General features: G+C 62.3%; 17 protein-coding genes and 1 pseudogene. 16 read left to right on the forward strand and 2 right to left on the reverse strand.

The window, feature by feature from the left end; all coding sequences use genetic code 11:
- The 5 genes from F624_RS0131115 to F624_RS0131135 form a co-directional block, all read left to right on the forward strand.
- A partial coding sequence (locus F624_RS0131115; RefSeq protein WP_019578279.1) for a terminase gpA endonuclease subunit occupies positions 1-1,126 on the forward strand: 1,126 nt, incomplete at its 5' end.
- 15 nt (positions 1,127-1,141) lie between these two features.
- Positions 1,142-1,894 (forward strand): hypothetical protein, encoded by a 753-nt coding sequence (locus F624_RS0131120; protein ID WP_019578280.1) that lies wholly within the window; start codon positions 1,142-1,144, stop codon positions 1,892-1,894.
- Positions 1,895-1,958: 64 nt separating this feature from the next.
- Positions 1,959-2,249, forward strand: coding sequence for a Mor transcription activator family protein (locus F624_RS0131125; RefSeq protein ID WP_019578281.1), 291 nt, complete (start codon positions 1,959-1,961; stop codon positions 2,247-2,249).
- Between the two features lie 87 nt (positions 2,250-2,336).
- Entirely contained in the window at positions 2,337-2,558 is a 222-nt protein-coding gene (locus F624_RS33015) for a phage head-tail joining protein (RefSeq protein ID WP_019578282.1), read from the forward strand.
- A 6-nt stretch (positions 2,559-2,564) separates the two neighbouring features.
- Positions 2,565-4,055, forward strand: a complete 1,491-nt coding sequence (locus F624_RS0131135) for a phage portal protein (protein ID WP_019578283.1) — start codon at positions 2,565-2,567, stop codon at positions 4,053-4,055.
- Positions 4,056-4,216: 161 nt separating this feature from the next.
- Here the strand turns inward: F624_RS0131135 and F624_RS34535 are convergent, their stop codons facing one another.
- Entirely contained in the window at positions 4,217-5,026 is an 810-nt protein-coding gene (locus F624_RS34535) for a DUF2971 domain-containing protein (RefSeq protein ID WP_084679877.1), read from the reverse strand.
- A gap of 115 nt (positions 5,027-5,141) precedes the next feature.
- Positions 5,142-5,705, reverse strand: a complete 564-nt coding sequence (locus F624_RS35230) for a hypothetical protein (RefSeq protein WP_157443725.1) — start codon at positions 5,703-5,705, stop codon at positions 5,142-5,144.
- 405 nt (positions 5,706-6,110) lie between these two features.
- On the opposite strand from F624_RS35230, the gene F624_RS0131140 reads away from it, so the two are divergent.
- The 11 genes and pseudogenes from F624_RS0131140 to F624_RS0131195 form a co-directional block, all read left to right on the forward strand.
- Positions 6,111-7,562, forward strand: a complete 1,452-nt coding sequence (locus F624_RS0131140; protein ID WP_019578284.1) for an SEFIR domain-containing protein — start codon at positions 6,111-6,113, stop codon at positions 7,560-7,562.
- 764 nt (positions 7,563-8,326) lie between these two features.
- On the forward strand, positions 8,327-8,572 hold the full coding sequence (locus F624_RS0131150; RefSeq protein ID WP_019578286.1) for an SH2 domain-containing protein: 246 nt from the start codon (positions 8,327-8,329) through the stop codon (positions 8,570-8,572).
- A 349-nt stretch (positions 8,573-8,921) separates the two neighbouring features.
- Positions 8,922-11,105, forward strand: coding sequence for a prohead protease/major capsid protein fusion protein (locus F624_RS0131155; RefSeq protein ID WP_019578287.1), 2,184 nt, complete (start codon positions 8,922-8,924; stop codon positions 11,103-11,105).
- 51 nt (positions 11,106-11,156) lie between these two features.
- Positions 11,157-11,489 carry a DUF2190 family protein gene (locus F624_RS0131160; RefSeq protein ID WP_019578288.1) on the forward strand — a complete coding sequence of 111 codons (333 nt, stop codon included), beginning with the start codon at positions 11,157-11,159 and terminating at the stop codon, positions 11,487-11,489.
- 16 nt (positions 11,490-11,505) lie between these two features.
- Positions 11,506-11,820: a head-tail joining protein gene (locus F624_RS0131165; RefSeq protein WP_019578289.1), complete on the forward strand. Its 315-nt coding sequence runs from the start codon at positions 11,506-11,508 to the stop codon at positions 11,818-11,820.
- Positions 11,817-12,266, forward strand: coding sequence for a hypothetical protein (locus F624_RS0131170; protein WP_019578290.1), 450 nt, complete (start codon positions 11,817-11,819; stop codon positions 12,264-12,266). The genes F624_RS0131165 and F624_RS0131170 overlap by 4 nt, the downstream gene beginning before the upstream one ends.
- A gap of 52 nt (positions 12,267-12,318) precedes the next feature.
- Positions 12,319-12,969 (forward strand): phage tail tube protein, encoded by a 651-nt coding sequence (locus F624_RS0131175; RefSeq protein ID WP_019578291.1) that lies wholly within the window; start codon positions 12,319-12,321, stop codon positions 12,967-12,969.
- 91 nt (positions 12,970-13,060) lie between these two features.
- On the forward strand, positions 13,061-13,432 hold the full coding sequence (locus F624_RS0131180; RefSeq protein WP_084679879.1) for a phage tail assembly chaperone: 372 nt from the start codon (positions 13,061-13,063) through the stop codon (positions 13,430-13,432).
- A 20-nt stretch (positions 13,433-13,452) separates the two neighbouring features.
- Complete coding sequence (locus F624_RS0131185) at positions 13,453-13,809, forward strand: DUF1799 domain-containing protein (protein WP_019578293.1); 357 nt, start codon at positions 13,453-13,455, stop codon at positions 13,807-13,809.
- Between the two features lie 15 nt (positions 13,810-13,824).
- The gene (locus tag F624_RS33785) at positions 13,825-18,807 is read left to right on the forward strand and encodes a phage tail length tape measure family protein (protein ID WP_019578294.1); all 4,983 of its coding nucleotides are present in this window, start codon (positions 13,825-13,827) and stop codon (positions 18,805-18,807) included.
- A pseudogene (locus F624_RS0131195) lies at positions 18,804-19,225 on the forward strand (hypothetical protein); the annotation flags it as partial. The gene F624_RS33785 and the pseudogene F624_RS0131195, both read left to right, overlap by 4 nt.

Genomic DNA, 19,225 nt, shown 5'->3' on the forward strand with positions numbered 1-19,225 from the left:
CATCTGGCGCGACAGCCAGGGCACGCCCACCCGGCCCCCCAAAACCCTGGGCGTGCAGGTCTGGGCGGCCTACAGCCCCCAGCGCAGCTGGGCCAGCATCGTCAAAGAGTTTGAAGAGGCTGTCTCGGCCCTGGAGAAGGGGGACCCAGGCCCCATGCAGCTCTTCGTCAACGAAACCCTGGGCGAGACCTGGGAGGTCAAAGGCGAGCGCAGCGACGAACACGCCCTGCAGGCCCGGGCCGAAGCCTTCCCCCTGTGCCAGGTGCCCGTGGGCGGCCTGGTGCTCACCGCTGGGGTGGACGTGCAGCGCAACCGCTGGGAGATCGCCGTCTGGGCCTGGGCCCGGGGCCTGGAGTCCTGGCCCGTGGACCACCACATCATCGAAGGCAACCCGGCCAGCGAAGAGGACTGGCAGCAGGTCACCACCTACCTGCAGAGACGCTACCCCCAGGCGTATCACGCGGGCAGCCTGGGACTCTCGGGCATCTCCATCGACTCCAGCGACCAGACCCAAGCCGTGTACAACTGGGTGCGCAAGAACCAGCACCAGCTCCCGTGCCTCAGGGCCGTCAAAGGCCGAGGCGAAGAGGGCGTGCCCGTGCTGGGCCCGGCCAGCATCCAGGACATCAACTGGAATGGCCAGAAATGGCCCCAGGGCGTGAAGCTGTGGAATGTGGGTGTCGACACCGCCAAAGACCTGCTGCTGGGCCAGCTCGCCATCCCCACCCCGGGCCCGGGCTACGTGCACTTCAGCCAGGACCTGCCGCGCGAATGGTTCGAGCAGCTCACGGCCGAGCAGCGCATCCTGGCCAAGCTCAATGGGCGCGATACCTACCGCTGGGTCAAGCGCCGCCCGCGCAACGAGGTGCTGGACTGCCGCAACTACGCCCTGCACTCGGCCATGAGCATCGGGCTGCACCACCACAGCGACCGCAAGTGGCAGCAGATCGAGGCGGCGGTGCAGCCGGTGAATGCGGATCTGTTCAGTGCGCCGCTGCCTGCCAGAACACCGGCCCCGGCCATCTCAGTGGCCCCGCAGCCCAGCCCACCACGCACCGAAGAACCTCAAGACCGCGGCTACGCCCGCCGCCGCTCCCCGGCACCCACCTTCACCCGCGCCTGGTGACCCGCCAGCCTCATTATGAAAATCCACGCCCAAATCAACTTCCCCGACCCCGCCAAACTGGTGGGCGAGCTGGCCAAGCAAACCCGCTTTGCCCTGAAAGCGGCCCTCAACACCACGGCCACCCAGGTGCGCGACGGCCTGCGCTCCGAGATCCAGCGCACCATCGATCGGCCCACGCCCTACACCCTGAACAGCCTCTTCATCCGCGCGGCCACCTCCAAGAACCTGGAGGCCACGGTTTGGCTCAAGGACGAACGCGCCACGTCCAATGCGGGCACCCCGGCCACCCGCTACATGCTGCCCCACATCGTGGGCGGGCAACGCACCCTCAAGCGCTTTGAGCGTGCCCTGCAGATCACGGGCCAGATGCCCAAGGGCTGGTACGCGGTGCCCGGCGCAGGGGCCCGGCTCGATGCCTTCGGCAACATGAGCTCGGGCCAGATCATCCAGATCCTGAGCCAGTTGCGGGTCACCCTCACGGCGGGCTTCACGCGCAACATGTCCACCGACGCCCGCAGCAAGATCGCCGCCCAGCGCCGGGCCGGTGGGCGCTTCTTTGTGGTGATGCCGGGTGCCAAGGGCCTGCGCCCGGGCGTGTACCAGCGCGAGTTCATGGGCCGCCAGGTCACCCCGGTGCTGATCTACGTGACGGCGGCCAATTACCGCAAGCGCCTGGCGTTTGAGGCGGTGGGGCAGCGGATCGCGGATGCGCATCTCCTGAACAACTACCGCCAGGCGTATGCGCAGGCCTTGGCGACGGCGCGGTAACGAAATCGACGTGTGCCCTCTCAAGCCCACCAGAAATATGACCCCTCTTCAACAACGGCCGGAAATGCCTGTCCACACCGAAGCCGATCTGGTTGATCGGATCTTGTCGTACCTGGAGGCCAGGTTGCCTCAGGAAGTGCAAGCCCTCGGAAAATTGAACCAGCTCGAGAACGAGCTGCGAAACGAGTTCGCCGGGTCCCTGAACTACATCCCCACGGTCGCCAAGTCTGAGCGTGAGAGGCGGGTGAGCGAGGTAAAGCGCCTCTTCAATGGCCGCAACGTGGCCGAGGTCGCCGAGGTGCTCAAGATCAGCCGCTCCACGGTCTATCGCATCGTCAAGCAGCCCGACTTCTGATGCAAACAGTTCCAGCTTTTATAGAAATGGAACAGCAGTCTGGATAAGTTGGCCGGGCAACTACCCGGACTTCTACCTCTACCCCCTATGGCCTACACCCAAACCGACCTGGACAACATCGACACCGCCATTGCCACCGGCGAGCTGGAAGTGGAGATCCACGGCCCCAACGGCCTGCGCAAGGTGCGCTACCGCAGCATAGGCGAGCTCAAGTCTGCCCGTGAGCACATCGCAAGCCTCCTGACCCGGGCCAGCTCGCCCCGCAACCCCGGCGCCTGGCGTGTCGGCTTCTCCACCTCGCGGGAGTGATGGAACATGGCCAATCTTCTCGATCGCCTGATCGGCGCCTTCAACCCCCAGGCCGGCCTGCGCCGCCACCAAGCCCGTGAGCTGCTGCAGCGGGCCTACGAAGGGGCCAGCACCCGTGATGGCTGGCGGCCCCGCCGGGCCGGTGCCAGTGCCGATACCGACCACCGGGCCGATGCCGCCACTTTGCGCGTGCGGGCCCGCTCCCTGGTCAAGAACACCCCCTACGTGGCGCGGGGCTTGGGCTCCATGGTGGCCAACGTCATCGGCACCGGCATCAACCCGCGCAGCCTGGGCAAGGATGCCAAGCGCATCACCGCGCTCTGGCAGGAATGGTCCAAGGTGGCCGATGCCGATGGCGTTCGCAACCTGGGCGGCCTGCAGGCGGCCGCGTACCGGGCCATGGAGCAAGACGGCGAGGTGCTGGTGCGCCTGCGGGCCCGCCGGCCCAGCGATGGCCTGCCGGTGCCCCTGCAGCTCCAGTTGCTGGAGATCGATTGGCTCGACAGTTCCAAGGTGGGCAGCCATGGGGCGAACACCATCATCAACGGCATCGAGTACGACCCACTGGGCAAGCGGGTGGCGTATTGGCTGTTTGACCAGCACCCTGGCGAAGTCCTGGGCCCGCGCCTGGCCAGGACCAGCAGCAGCCCGGTGCCGGCCGAACGCATCATCCACCTCTTCAACCCCGAGCGGCCAGGGCAGGGCCGAGGCTTCACCCGCCTGGCGCCCGTCATCAGCCGGGTGCGCGACCTGCAGCTCTACGAAGACGCCGAAGCCCAGCGCAAGAACCTCGAATCGCGCCTGTCGGTGATCGCCAGCGGCGATGTGAATTCCATGGGGCCGCTGGGACCAGAAGACCAACGCACCCCGGACCAGAGATCGGAATCAGGCGACCTGGGCACCTTGAGCAGCGGCTCCATCATCCAGGTGCCCTCGGGCCTGAACATCACGACCGTCCAGCCCAATGCGGTGCCGGGCTATGTGGACTACGTGAAGCTGCAGTTGCACCTGATCGCCGCCGGCATGGGCATTACCTACGAGATGCTCACGGGGGACGTGCGTGAGGTGAACTTCAGCAGCGCCCGCGTGGCCATCCTGGAGTACCGGCGCAACGCTGAGCAATTGCAGTGGCTCACGCTGATCCCGGGGCTGTGCGAGCCCATCTGGCGGGCCTTCATTGATGCAGCGGTGCTGGCCAACATCCTGAAGCATCCGGATTACTCTTGCGACTGGGCGACGCCGAAGTGGGATTACGTGAACCCGGTGCAGGACGTGGCGGCCGAGCTCGATGCGATCGCGGGCGGGCTGTGCACCATCAGTGAAAGCCTGCGCCGTCGGGGCATGGAGCCGGAGCTGTTCTTTACGGAGTACAAGGCCGACTTTGAGAGGCTGCAGCGGGATGGGACGCTGGACTTTCTGATGATGTTGCAGAAGGGGAGGACGATGGGGATGGGGCAGGCCCAAGCGTCCCAATCGGCAGGGAAAAGCGCTCAGTGATCGACGGGGTGTGGCAAGGCTCAAGCCGCAAATTTTCTGCACATGACAACCATGATTGACCGCTTCAGGCGCCGAGAACGGCCAGGAGCAGCTGGTGACGGGGGGGGGGATGCTCAGCGTTTGAATTCAGCGGCTGCCAAAGGCAGTTCGCTTGAATAATTTTAGGAAACAACAAACTCTCCTTTGTGATTGAATCCGGCGTTCGCGAAGGATACGTTTGGTGCGATTTTGATGAGTTCATTTTTGATCGACTCTTTTTCGGCTTCGGGGAATTTTTGCCCGAAAATAATGCTAACGACAGATGGTGGATCGACTTTAAATAGATGAATCTTGTTATCGACTACGGAGTCGGCGGCAGAAAGCATGCGAATCAATCGCCACTCTCTTTCATAAGACCACTTCGTGGTTTTTGTAAAAAAAAGATTTTTGGGAATCTCCATAACTCCTGGTTCAAAGTAAACTGTTGGCGCCTTATCCGAGTAAAAAACGTTAGTCAATTCGCCGCATAGCTTTGGGTCATTTGATCTTCTGGAGAAGAAGTTTGTTTCAGTATCAAAGCCAACCGCAAAGCCTGTGTGACTGTTTGCATAATGGGCCCACATTAGTTCATTGTTGTTCGTTTCGGTCAGGGAAAATATGCCTATATTCTCGTTTGTTGTTCTTGTGACGATATCAAACATCATCTTCGAAATGTCCTCATCATTGGAGCGATATTTCTGAAAAATTTGCTTCGAGGCGGCTCTGCAGCGTGATAGTGCCTCGGCTTCTGTCATGGTCGGGTTTTCCAAAAGTAAACGAATGTATCCAGGTTGAAAGTTGCGAGCAATTATTGCGTCTGCATATTGATCTGGATTTTTAATATGAATTCTCGGCGCTAATTCGCGTGGATCGTTGAGTTCATTGGGAGGGGTGAATCTAACCATCAGATTAGATAGGAAAGAGCGGTTGCTCATGTACTTATACAGGATCATAGGGTTATCCTTGTTTCCTAACGTTTGAGGTACCCGGTTGCTGGAACGCGAAACTCAGAGGGAACCTGCGGGCGTGCTAGCTTGCAGGCGGTTCGGTGCACTGAGAAGTTGGATGTCATACGTGCTGCGCGGCTGACTTGCACGCGGAACAGAAGTTTGCAATGTCAATTTCAGAAATAGAGTCAGGCTGACCCATTCCTCCGTTGGTAAACAGATAAAGGATGTGGCTACCGGAGGCAGGCAAAGAAAAATTTAATGCACTCGTATCTCGATGCTTGAGTTTGTTTAAAGCCTTTTCAAGTGTGAGTGGCGTTGGTGTAGTACCAGTCGGCATCCCGCCTTGGCCCGGGGGTAGTCCTAAAAACCACGCGCAATCAGTAGTCGTGACGTTGTTGAGAATTTTTCCAACTGTGTTGGCGAGGGTTGCATTAAACGGCGATGTTGGCCATGCAGCATGGTCCCTTTTTAGTACATCACGCTGTCTTAGTAATTCATTTTGAATGTAGTCAAGGTGCTCGAATGCTTCTTGGCTAGTTTCGTAGGCATCTTGCTGATCGCCGCCCAACCAGCTTTGTTTGAAACCTGCTGAGGCATTAAGTACGCGACGGATGGAGTCTTGTAGGTTGCGGGGTGACTTGCCGGCTGGGTCAACAAGAAACTCTATATAACGTTCGGTCATGGCGGGTTAGTAGTGATTTTTGGTTGATGAAGGTGAAATAAATCTAATGAAGCCCGACATAAGGCTAGTCGGTGCTGCGCAAATTTATCACGTAGCGTCCAGTGACCAAAGGAAGCGAAGTTGAGCGTCATGCTAAATTTTTTCACCTGGGGTGAGCGACCCTATACTACTGGAAATAGAACACTTGTGAAAAATTCTTCTAATTTTCACCTCTACGATAGTCGCTTTCGAAGACCCAGTGAGGCGCTCGACGAATAGCTTAATACTCAATTTTGCTTCTGGTTGGCGCGACCGCGAAGGTCTGCTTCTGTGCCAATTCTGCGGTGCTGGCTGTCGTCAGAAACATAGGCTCATCGAGGTCTGCGCGAGAATACGTTCCACCGAAAATCAAGGTAGGAAGTGACCATGAGCGCGACGACCGAGCACCCAAAAGTTTTCATTTCGTACAGCTGGACAAGCGTCGAGCACGAGCAATTCGTCATAGACCTGGCGACGTCACTTCGCAATCATGGCGTCGACGCAATCTTGGACAAGTGGGACCTCAAGCCCGGTCAAGACAAGTACGTCTTCATGGAATCGATGGTTGTCGACACTGAAGTTCTCAAGGTTCTCGTCCTTTGCGACCGCATGTATCAGGAGAAGGCGAACAACCGAGCTGGCGGCGTCGGAACCGAATCGCAGATCATCTCCCAAGAGCTCTACGGTAAGGTCAAGCAGACCAAGTTTATCCCCATCGTTTGCGAGTACGACGATGATGGCCAGCCGTGCCTCCCTGTCTTCATGAAGGGTCTCATCTACATTGACGTGTCGTCAGAGGAGCGGTACGGCGAGGGGCTCGACCAACTTCTCCGGCTCATCTACGAGCAACCCTTCCATCAGAAGCCCAGGCTCGGCGGGGCACCCGCCTTTATCTCCAATGGCGGCACAAGCTACGTCAGGGAGTTAGGTGCCGCGGTCCGGGCCATTCAAGACGGCAAGCCCAACCGACAGGGACTGGAGACGCTCTTCGTCAAAGGCGTACTAACCGAGCTTAACAAGCTGTACGTCACGCCGGATGGCAACGACTACGACGAAGGTGTCTACCAGGCCATCACCGGTACCGCAGGCCTGCGCGACCAAGTCGCTGAATACGTGGAGGCCGTCGCGGCTTTCTCGGGCGATGACCCTGGCGCGATTGGCCCCTTCATTAAGCTGATGGAGGGTATCGGAGCACACTTTGGACCGCCAGAAAGCGCAGGCACCTACTACCCCGGCTGGGTCGACTTCTACAAGTTCTTTGCGTTGGAAGCATTTCTCATCCAAACAGTGGCGCTTCTTCGGCACGAGCGTTGGAGAACCTTGCGCCGTTTGGTTGATGCAACCTACATTGTTCGCGGCAGTCAACGGGAAATGACCACGGCGCGCTTCATTATCTTCGATGCACATCTTGTATCGCTGGAGGAGAATCGCAATCGGCGGTTGCAACTCAATCGGGTGTCCGTGTCATCTGACCTGCTAAAGGAACGCTGCTCTGCCGAAAAAACGTCCTTTAACGAGCTGATGGAGGCCGATGTGTTCCTTGCGCTGAAGTCACTCGCCGTCGGTCGCGAGAATTCTGAAGGGTGGATCTCGTACTGGGCGCCGCGCACGTCCATCTATGCGTCCTATGGGAACAAGCATCCTGTTTTCCTGCGGGCCTCAGACGAAACAACTCGCAATGGCATCCACGCAGCCATCGGGGTGCGCTCTGGCGCTGAACTCAAGGCCAAGCTGATTAACTCTGAGAGCACTCTGGCCTACCTGAACCGCGTTGGTGGACGTTCGTTCAGTCGCTTCAACTTCCTCGAGGCCATCAACGTCGATGCCCTGACGAAATAACGGGCATGAACGCGCTAGCTCGCCGAGAACACCCAGGTATGCCATGGACTCTTCATATCGAAGGCGGGACATAGCCTTGATAGCGTAGGCAGAATGCCTGGTACGGTCCCTCGCTCATCTGTCCCAACTCATCAAATGCACCGGAAAAATTGCTTTCTCACATCATTCGGAGTTGTCATGTCATTGACTGTTAGTCCTGCCGAGCAAGTAGATCCCCCTTTTTTAGCGCGACGAGTAACGTTCGTGCAAACCCTTCAGACCTTCATGCCGCCGAATCTTGCTCTTCTGGACACGCCCATGTAAGACCGTCCCTAGCGTCGCCCCTGTGTCTTTGGGGGAGTTTCGAGAAACAAGTGAGCAGAGTGAGGTATAACAAGTAATTCCAGTCGATCTCAAAAGACTGCGTTTTTCGCCGTCGGCTGAATTCCAACGTTGGGCGTCTTGTCAGCGGCGTCTGCCTTTGTACCCTTGAGTCGTAAATCACCCTGAGAAAGCTATGACAATCAAATGCAACAACACTGAGATGCTGTTCGACTTCATTTCCAAGAAGCACCCAACTGCAAAGGTGTCCCATCCAACTGCGTTGCAGACAAAAATTGACTTCCCTGACGGGCTGGTAGTGAACGTGTTCAATACCGGAACTGTCAATTTTCAAGGAAATAGTTTCGAAAATAAGATAGCGTCAGACATCATGAACATGATCAATGCGATTAACCGGTGACGGTCCAACTTAACATCCTTCTGACGATAATTTTGGAGCACCAATGTCCTACAAAACCTTCACCATGAAGCAAGATGTTGTCGCCGTCGACATTCAAACCATGGGAGACATGTCGATGGAGGATTACAACGAGTACTTGAGAAGCGGTCTTCTCAACGTAGACCACCACGACATCTTAAGGTCTGAGCCAGCCGGGTATCCGCTCGCTGTCACCAAGAAGCAATTCAAGGCGCTCATGGATTATCTGAAAGAAATCGAACCCAAAGTTGGCATCTCTAATCCTGGCTAGGCCAAAGCCGCCGAATCAAAAATCAAGCGGTCCTCGCGCATAAAGCCACGCGAGGCCGCTCATTTCAGACATTGAGCGTCCGCTCTGGCAAAATGCCGACGGCTGTTCTTGCCGATAACAGCCTTCAGCAAGCATCGCTCCACGATCCGCCCTTGGCCAGCAGGGTTCTAAGGTTGAACGGTGATACCGAACGTCTCCTGCCGTATTCTGTATGTCGAACGGGAGTGAGTTCGCTGCAGCTCTAGCGCATGTTCAGTGGCTCACGTGTGCCAAATCCCCCGGATGACGTAAGCAAAAAGTTGTCTCAATTTTTATAGATTTGGAACAACTCGGACAGCACGATCAGTGCATGTCCGAGACCCCAACCCCTGAGATCCAGACCCGCCGCGAGGCCCTGCCACTCGCTGGCCGCCAGATGGAACTGCGCGGCTTCCAGCGCTCCCAGGCGGACAGCTCCGCCTCTGAATCCTCCCCCCTCGCCACCGCGCAAATCGTCTTCACCACCGGTGCGGGCGTGAAGTGCTTTGACTGGTACCGCGACCGGGCCTATGTCGAAGAACTGGTGGTGGAAGAGGGTGCCATTCGCCTGGACCGTTTGCGCCGGGGGGCGCCGCTCCTGAACACCCACAGCCAGTGGAGCCTTGAGGCCCAGCTCGGCGTGGTTGAGAACCCCCTTATTCAAAACGGCCAGGGCACCTGCAGCGCCACGTTCTCGCGCCGTGAGTCTGTGGCCGGCTACGTGCAAGACGTGGCCGACGGAATCATCCGCAATGTGTCAGTGGGTTATGTGCGCCACCGCATCGAGATGGTGGCCCCAGCCAATGAGGGCGAGCTGTGGCGTTACCGCGTGGTCGATTGGGAGCCCTACGAGGTCTCCCTGGTCCCAATCCCCGCCGACATGGACAGCCAGATCCGATCCGCCGCAGGCACAGCTTCTGCCCCTGGCACCGATGGCGCCGCCTCGGCAGACCAGTCTTTCCAGCTTCGCACCTTCCCCTGCGAGTTCATCGAGACCCGCGCCCATTCCCAGCCCACGGTGGGCCTCTCCGCCGAAACCCAAACCCGAAAGGATTCCTCCATGCCTCAGAGCACTGAAGCCGGCGGCAGCACCGCCACGGCCCCCACTTCGTCGTCGTCTTCTTCGCCCGCAGCCCAAGGTGCAGCCCCCGAAGCTGGCACCACGGCCCAGCGCAGCCTGGGCGATGCCTCAGCCCAAGCCGTGAGCCAGGCAGCCATTGCTGCCGCCTCGGCCGCCGCAGACATCACCGATCTCTGCGCCCGCCATGGTGTGGCCCATTTGGCCGCCGGCCTGATTCGCTCAGGCAACTCGGTCGAGCAAGCCCGCAGCTCGGTGCTCGATGAACTGGCCCGCCGTGATGCCGCCAGCGGTGGCCACCGAAATGTCCAGGGTGGGCAGATCCAGACCGTGCGCGATGAGATGCAAACCCGCATGGCCGGCATCGAGCAGGCCATCCTGCACCGGGTCGCAGCTCAAACCCAGCTTGACGACAACGGCCGCCAGTACCGGGGCATGAGCCTGCTGGAGCTGGGCCGCGACTTCTTGGAAGGCCACGGCGTCAGCACCCGCGGCATGGATCGTTTGACGCTCGCCACCCGCATGCTGCACTTCCGAGCTGGTGGCATGAACACCACCAGCGACTTTCCCTCGCTGTTTGCCAACGTGGCCAACAAGCGCCTGCGTAGCGCCTACGACGAGAACCCTGGCACCTACGCGCTCTGGGCCCGCCGGGCCCCCAACGCCCCGGACTTCAAGAACATCACGATCACGGCCTTGTCGGCGGCCCCTGATCTTCTGCGCACCAACGAGCATGGTGAATTCAAGTACGGCTCGATGAAGGATGGCGCCGAGTCCTACCAGGTGCTGACCTATGGCCGCATCGTTTCACTCTCTCGCCAGGCCATCATCAACGACGACCTGCGGGCCTTCGACCGCCTGGTGAGCGCCTTTGGCTTTGCCGCCCGACGTTTGGAAAACCGCCTCGTCTACGCCCAGCTCACGGCGAACGCCGCACTCTCGGACGGCACCACGCTCTTCCACGCGGACCACGGCAACCTGGGCACCGGCGCGGGTTCTGCCCTGCAGTTCACGGCCCTGTCGGCGGGCCGCACCGCCATGCGCCTGCAAAAGGGCCTGGCCGGTGAAGAGCTGGGCATTGCCCCGTCTTACCTCATCGTGCCCGCCAGCCTGGAGCAGACCGCTTACCAGCTCACCAGCAGCAACTACGTGCCGGCCCGCCAGGCCGATGTGAACGAGTTCCGCAGCGGTGGCCGCACCTCGCTGGAACCCATTGTGGAACCCCTGCTGGACGGCAACAGCACCACGGCCTGGTACCTGGCCGCCAGCAATGCCCAGGTCGACACGGTGGAGTACTGCTACCTGGACGGCGCCGAAGGCCCGGTGATCGAGACCGAGGTGGGCTTTGAGAGCGACGGCGTTTCCTACAAGTGCCGCGAAGACTTCGCCGCCAAGGCCATCGAGCACCGCGGCCTCTACAAGGCAGCCGGCGGTTAAAGCACCGCCACCTCTGAAGCCCACCACCCAAGCCAACCAGGAAAACCTCAAATGAAAAACTTCATCCAGTCCGGCGACACCGTGCCCCTGCCGGCCCCCTATGCCGTCAACGGCGGCGACGGCCTGCAGGTCGGCGCACTGTTTGGCGTGGCCACCAGCGCAGCGGCGGCCGGCGCCTCGGTCGAGACCAACCTGATCGGCGTCTACGACTTGAACGCGCTGAGCGCCGATGTGGGCGCAGCCGGCACCAAGGCGTACTGGGACAACGCCAACCGGCGCGTGACGGTGACGGCCGCGGGCAACGCCCTGATCGGTGCGCTGCTCTCGCCCAAGGCGGCCAACGAGACCACGGCCCGCGTGCGTCTGAACGGCATCAGCATTTAAACGGGTGACCTGCGCCATGCCCAAGCCCTTCGCCCTCCTGGAGGCCCGCACTGCAGCCGCCGCATTCCGCCGGCTGTCGAACAGTGCCGCCTCCATAGAAGACGAAAACGGAAACGTGAGGGTGGACGCCATCTTTGCCAACGGCTACGCCGCGGGCCAGGTTGGCGCCCTGGGCATGGCCTCGTCACAACCGGCACTCGCCCTGCCCACGGTCCAGGTCCCGGCCAACCCGGTGGGCCTGCGCGTGACGGTGGACGGCCAGGCCTACCTCATCGCCGATGCCCGCAACGACGGCACCGGAGAAACCCACCTGCTGCTGGAGCTGGCATGAATCAGAGCACCACGATCTTTCTTCAGGCCGTCCAAGCCATGGTAGCCACCCTGCAGGCCGCCCCTGCGGTGGCCCCCAAGGTGTACCGCACCCGGCTGCGCCCCTTGACCCAGCAAGACGGCGCCGCCGTGGTGGTGCGCCTGGCGGGCTCGGACCCCGACACCTCGGTGGGGCAGGGCGCGGTCATGGTCTGGGGCACGGCCGTCACGGTCGAGTGCTACGCCCGCGGCAACACCCTGGCGCCGGCCGACGAGGCCGTGGATGACCTGCTGGCCCGGGTCTACACCCGGCTGCAGCAGGACCCGAGTCTGGGCGGTGTGGCCGGTGGCGTGAGCCCGCACAGCCTGAGCGTGGACTACGACGTGGACGGCGATCAGACCGCCTGCGCCACGGTGACCCTCTTGGTGCGCCATGCCAGCGCCCCGGCCTCGGTCCAGCCCTTCTAACCCCTGTCCATCCCTCCCACTTCCTCACTTCTTACCTTCAAAGGAAACCTTCATGGGACAAGCCATCTTCTGGAGCAACGTCGGCATTGACGTGCAAACCGGCCTGGGTGCCGCCATCACCCTGGTCAGCATCAGCAAAGCCGCCACGGGCGTGGCCAAGTACTCGGGCGCCGTCGACCCCAACGTGGGCGACATCATCTTGATGGCCGCCCAGGGCATGTACCAGGTCGACAAACGCCTGTTCCGCATCGCCAACGTCAACCCCGCGGCAAAGACCTTCGAGCTGGAAAACGAAGACACCAGCACCTACGACAGCCTGGTGGCTGGCAGCTTCCAGGTCGTCACCTTCGGTGCGAGCTTTGCCACCGTGCAGAGCGTGAACGTCTCGGGTGGCGACCCGGAGTTTGCGGACGTCACCACCATCCACGACAACGTGCGCAAGCGCGTGCCCACCATCGTGAGCCCGCTGTCGTTTGGCATGGACAACATCTTCGATCTGGCCGATCCGGGCTTTGTGGAGTGCAACAAGGCCTACAAGGCCAAGAGCATGCGGGCCGTGCGATTGCGCTTTGGCACGGGCGCAAAGATGCTCCTGCTGGGCTATGTGGCTGCGGCCGGCGTGCCCACGGGCCAGGCCCAGGGCGTGGTGCAGACCAAGGTCTCGATCGAGGCCCAGAACATGCCCACGGTGTACCCGAACTGATCCAGTTCGCCCGATCGCCTGATCTGCACGTCCCTCGCACGGGGTGTCACTCCCGTGCGTTCCAACCTCCCACTGACCCCAACTCTGCACCATGAACCCGACCGCTATTGCCTCTGCCGCTGCCACTGTGGCCTCCGCCGCCATCCCCTTCACCTTCGACCTGCCCGCCACCTTCTGGATCGACGTCACCCTGACCACCCCGGGCACCCAGCCCGACCAGGTGCTGCCTCTGGAATTCAAGTACCGCACCCGCGAAGAGATGGAGGCCCTGCCCACGGACATCGAGGGCAAGACCGATGCCGAGATCCTGGGTCTCCTCATCAACGACTGGAAGGCCCCGGGCCGGCCCTTCAAGCCTGAGAACGTGCAGCTCCTGATCAGCCGCTTCCACCGCGCCCCGCGCGAGATCTTCGATGCCTACCGCGACGCCCACTGGAACAGCAAGGCCCGCGCAAAAAACTAAAGGACTGCGCCCGCGTCCTGGTGCGCGGAGCGCAGCCCCCCGATGAAGCCGCCGCCAGCCGCTTGGGCTTTGGCAAGCACCTCGCCCTTCTCCAGCAACTCACCGAGCCCCCGTCCCTGAATGTCTTTCCTGACAACCAGATCCCTCTGGCCATCTTCCGGCGCATGCAGTTTGCGTGGCGGGCGCTCATGGGCCCGGACGGGGCGCTGCACTTCCTGGGCATGGACTGGTCCACGCTGCACCGCTACGAGCTGGCCTATGGCCTCGATGATGCCCAGTGCGTCGACCTCTTCCAGTGTTTGGAAATGCTCGAGGCGGCCTGGCTGCAAGAAATGCACGCCTACCAGGCCGAGCACCGCAAAGCCCGTGGCTCTTGAAATCCGGCTGGCCCCATGACCAACCCCAACACCACCATCGTCCTGACCGCGGACGACCAGACCGCCCAGGCGCTGCAGGCCTTCGTCGCCAACATGAAGGCCGCGCAAGCCCAGGCGAACAGCTTGGGCCAGGGCCTGGGCCAGGCCACGGCCCCCATGCAGCAGCTCGGTGCCTCGGCCGCGCAAACGGCAGCAGCGATGCGCATGGTGCCGGCCCAGGTCACCGACATCGTGGTCAGCCTGCAGGCCGGGCAAAAGCCCCTGACCGTCTTGATGCAGCAGGGCGGGCAGCTCAAGGACATGTTCGGTGGGGTGGGCAATGCCACCAAGGCCCTGGGCACCTACATCGGTGGCCTCATCACGCCCACCAACCTGGCCATTGCGGCGGTGGCGGGTCTGGGCCTGGCCTACTACCAGGGCAGCCAGGAAGCCTCCGCTTTCCAGAAGGCCATCACCTTGTCGGGCAATGCCGCGGGCGTCACCGCGGGCCAGATGCAGGACATGGCCCGGGGTCTGGCGGTCATGCAGGGCACGCAGTCGGCCGCCTCGGCCGCCTTGATTGAAATAGCCAGCACCGGCCGGGTGGCCGGCGAAAGCCTGCAAACCTACACCCGGTCCGCGCTGGACATGGAGCGGGCCGTGGGCACCTCGGTCGCCGAGACCGCCAAGGCCTTTGCTCAGCTCGGTGAAGCGCCGCTGCAGGCGTCTCTCAAACTGAATGAGTCGACCAATTACCTGACGGTCGCCCTGTACAAGCAGATCAAGGCCTTGGAAGACCAGGGCCGAGCCACCGAGGCGGCCAAGGTCGCGCAGGACGCCTACGCGGCTATGACCGAGCAGCGGGCGCAGTCCATTCTGCAGAACCTGGGCTATGTCGAGCGGGCTTGGCTCGGCATCAAGGATGCCGCCAAGATGGCCGGCGACGTGATCATGGACCTGGGGCGCAGCGCCACGCCCACGGACCAGCTGGCTTCCATCAATGCCCAGATCAATGAGGCCATGCGCGGCAATGGCCTCAAAAATGCCAGCCTGTCCCAGGCCATCCGGGGCATGTTCGATGACACGGTGGTCTCCAAAGAGATCCTGCCGGCCCTGCAGGCCCAGGCGGCGGCGGTCGCGGCCACCACCTATGCCCAGGAACAAAACAGCAAGGCCCTGGCTGATGGCAACGAGCGCCTCAAGGCCCGGGCGGCCTTCGACACCGAGCAAGCCAAGTTCTTGGGCAACGAGCTCAAGATGCGCCAGGAAATCGCCAAGGTGCAGGCCCAGTACCAGGCGGCCGATGGTGAGATCAGCGCCAAAGAGCGCGACAGCCTGATCCAGAACATCCGTGACAAGTACAAAGAAAAAACGCCCAGCACGGCAGCCGGCGCCGGAGAAAACGAAGTCGCCCGCATCCGCGCCCTGATCAAGGAAGAAGAAACCCTCACCGCGCGAATCAAGGAACGCGGCATCGAGGGTGCCAAGCTCTCCGACAGCGAGAAGCTCGTCGCCCGCATCCAGGAAGACCTCAAGACCAGCATCTCGGGCGTGGCCCGGGCCAACAAGGAAGCGGCCCTGGTCGAGGCCCAGCGCTATGTGCAGGTGCAGGCCAGCCGCACCGAACAAGAAAAACAGGCCCAGGCCGTGGCCGACTCGCAAAAGGCCTACGACGCCCTGGTGGCCGACACACGCAAGGCGGCTGCCGCCATTGGCCAGCAAGCCAGCGAGCTCGAAGCCGCCAATGCGGTCTGGGGCAAGGGCAAGACCGCGATCGAGGAGTTCCGCCTCGAGCAGATGAAGCTCAAGCTGCAGGAGGCCGACAGCAGCGATTCCTTCAGACCCGACTACGTGGCGGAACTCCGGGCCCAGGTGGCCGAGCAAGAACGCCTGCTGACCGCCAGCCGCGTGAAGGATTACAAAACCCTGGCCCAGGCCCAGGAGGAATACACCCGCAAGGTCGAAGAAGAGGCCCTGCTGTACACCGACGAGGTGGGGCTGCTGGGGCAGACCACCCGCGAGCGCGAGAAGATCGTGGCGGTGCGCAAGGTCGAGCTCGAGCTCGCCAAGCAGCTTGCCGCGATTGATCGCTCGGGCGCCTCGGCCGAGGACAAGGCCCGCCTGGTCGACCAGGCCCAGGCAGCCGCTGCCATCGCTCGCTCCACGGCCCTGGCCAAGTCCGAGCTCAACACCCTGACCGACATCATCAACTCGGTGGACCACACCGCGCAAAGCGTCTGGACCAATGTGTTCCAGGGTGGCCAGTCGGCGTTTGAAAAAATCGGCGCCACGATCAAGGCGAGTGTCCTGGACATGCTGTACCAGCTCACCATCCGGCGCTGGGTGGTCAACATCACGGCCAATGTGCTGGGTGGGCTCGGGGGCGGTCTCGGTGGCTTGGCGGGTAGCCTCGGCGGAGGCTCCAGCGGCCTTCTGAACCTGGCCGGCAGCGCCTCCAACTTGTACGGCGGGGCCGGTCTCATCGGCAGTGGGGTTGGTGCACTCTTCGGCACCACGGCTGGTAACGCTGCCATGGGGGTCTCCATGGGCCTGGGGGCCGGGTCGTCCAGCGCTGCGGCGGTGGCTGCGGCCCAGGCCGGCGGCATGGGGGCCGGTGCTGCAGGGGCTGCTGGCCTGGGCACCTCCATTGGCACGGCCATTCCGTACGTCGGCATGGCCCTGGCGGCCTATTCATTGCTCTCCAGCATGAATGGTGGAGAGACCCGCTCCGGTGGCCAATACGGTGTCGCCTACGACGGCAAGGTCAAGAACAACCGGCGCGACGAGACCTACACCGAGGTCGGCCAGCAGTACAACCGCAACAACTCCACCGGCGTCAAAGTCACCAACGGCCAGGCCTACCTGCTCGAGGCTGACGGCATGGGCGAGCGCGAAGACGCAACACGCAAGGCGGTGTCCAGCACGGCCGAGAGCATCAATGCCATGCTCAAGGGCCTGGGCAGCAAGGCCTATCTCACCGACTACCATGCCGGCCTCGAAACCTCGGGCAATGGCCGGGGTGGGGTGTTTGCCGGTGGCAGCCTGAACACGGGTGCGGCCTTCGGCGAGTCCGGCCAGGGCAGCAACTACTCGGGCACCCTGTACGAGACCAGCAGCACGCGCAGCCCCGACATGGCCACCGCGGTGTCCAACTTCACCCTGGACCTCAAGCAGTCCACGATCCAGGCCCCGCAGGCCGCGCAAGACATTCCGCAGTCGATCGCGGCCAAGCTCAAGGACATCGATGCCGAGAAACTCAGCGATGACGAAGCCACCAAGCTCATCACCGAGATCAACAGCCAGATCGCGTCCGTCGAGGCCCTGCGCACCCTGGCAGGTGCTCTGCCGCTCAAGTCGCTCAAAGACCTCTCGTTTGACGCGGCCGACGGCCTCATCAACCTGGCCGGTGGCATTGACGCCCTGAACCAGAAGATCAGCGGCTACTACGAGAACTTCTACACCCAGGACGAAAGAAACGCCCAGACCCTGGGCAGTGTGAGTGCGGCCCTGCAAAGCGTGGGCCTGTCTACCCCCAAGACCCGCGAAGCCTTCCGCGCCCTGGTCGAGGCCCAGGATCTGAGCACCGAGTCCGGCCGCAAGGCCTACGCCACGCTCATGAACGTGGCTGATGCCTTTGCCAGCGTGACCCCCAGCGCCGAAGATGCGGCCAAAGCCACGCAAGCCAAGGCCGATGCCGACAAGGCCCAGGCCGAGGCCGCGGCGGACGCCAAAAAGAAGGCCCTCCAAGCCGCGACCGATGCCGCCTACGCCTCTCTGGAACGTGCCCTGGCTTCCGAGAAAAACCGCCTGCAGGCCGCCAAGCAGGTGGCCCAGGAATCGGTCAACACCCTGGGTTCCCTCTTCAACACCCTGAAGGGGCACGTCACCGAGCTGTACAACGCTGTGGAGGCCACCCAGGCGCAAAGCGCCCTCGCGGGCCTGCAGTTCATCGACCAGGCGCTCGGCACTGCCCGCAGCACGGGCTACCTGCCGGATTCCACCAGTCTGAGCGACGCCATCACGGCCGCCCGCTCGGGCCTGGACTCCAGCCAGTTCGGCTCGGCGTTTGAGCAGCAGCGGGCGCAGCTCACGCTGGCGGGCAAGCTCTCCGAGCTCAAGGACCTGACCGGTGTGCAGAAGTCGGTCGCCGAGCAGCAGCTCGCCACGGCCGAGGACCAGCTCGCGAGCCTGGACAAGATCCTCTCCAACGCAAAAGACCAGGTGGATGCGTTGCGCGGCATTGATACCAGCGTGCTGAGCGTCAGCAACGCCCTGGAGAAACTGGCCGGCGCTCTGCTCGGCGAGCAGGAGGACAGCGCCTCGGCCACGAAGCCCGGGGTGCAGGTCACTGATCCTGGGGCGCAGTTCACGGTCGGGGGAGGGGGCTCCGGTGGCGGTTCGGGCGGTGCCTCCTCGGGCACCTCGTCCGGTGGCTTCACCGTCGGTGGTGGTGGCAATGGAGGCAATGGAACCACCCCTTCCACCAAGTACAGCCGCGAGGTGAACCTGGGCGCTGGTGCCTTCACGGTGGGCGTCACCGACCCTGCAGAGATCTCTCGCCTGGACAGCCTCGCCACTCTGGCGCAGCAGTTCACCGGCACGGGCAATGTGAAAGGCTTACTCGAGGCCACGCAGGCCAGCGGTGCCACCTTGAGCGACCTGGCCACCGTAGCGGGCTTCCGCTACGAAGACCTGCTCAGGGCCGCGGAATCGGTGGGCGTGCCCCGCTTTGCGGTGGGCACCAACTACGTGCCCCAGGACATGCTGGCCTTGATCCACGAGGGTGAAGCCATCGTGCCGAAAGCCTACAACCCGGCCTACAACCCGGCCGCTCACGCGCTACCTCAAACGGATGGTGCCACCGCCGAACTGCTCACCCGCCTGATCGCCGAGGTGCAGGCCCTGCGGGCTCAGACCGCCCAGCTCGAAGCCCAGGCCCGGCGCACTGCGGATGCCACCAATGGCAACCCCGAGGGCGGGGCCGTGCCCATGGCCCTGGTGGAGGACCACACCCAATGAATATCTTGGTTCCCTTGACGATCACCGAGGCCATGCTGGCCGACTGCAACATTGCCGAGCCCGCGGTCGGCGAAGTCGAATGGGTGTCTGGTGCGGCCTGCGCCCTGGGTGATCGCCGCATCCGCAAGGCCACGCACCGCATTTACGAATGCGTCAAAGCCGTGGCCGCGGGTCGCACGGTGCTGCCTGAGGTCGATGCCGAGTACTGGTTGGATGCGGGCCCCACCGCCCGTTGGGCGGCGTTTGACACCGAGGTCAGTACCCAGGGGCGCATCGCATCACCCCTGACCTATGTGCTGCGCCCGGGCTTCTTCAATGCAATTGCCTGCTACGGCCTGGACGGCGCCACGCTGTCGGTCACCGTCAAAGACAAGCCCGCCGGCACGGTGGTCTTCAGCAAGACCCTCGTCCTGCAGGA

Origin of the sequence: Curvibacter lanceolatus ATCC 14669, from assembly GCF_000381265.1 — a bacterium.
Lineage (GTDB): Bacteria > Pseudomonadota > Gammaproteobacteria > Burkholderiales > Burkholderiaceae_C > Curvibacter > Curvibacter lanceolatus.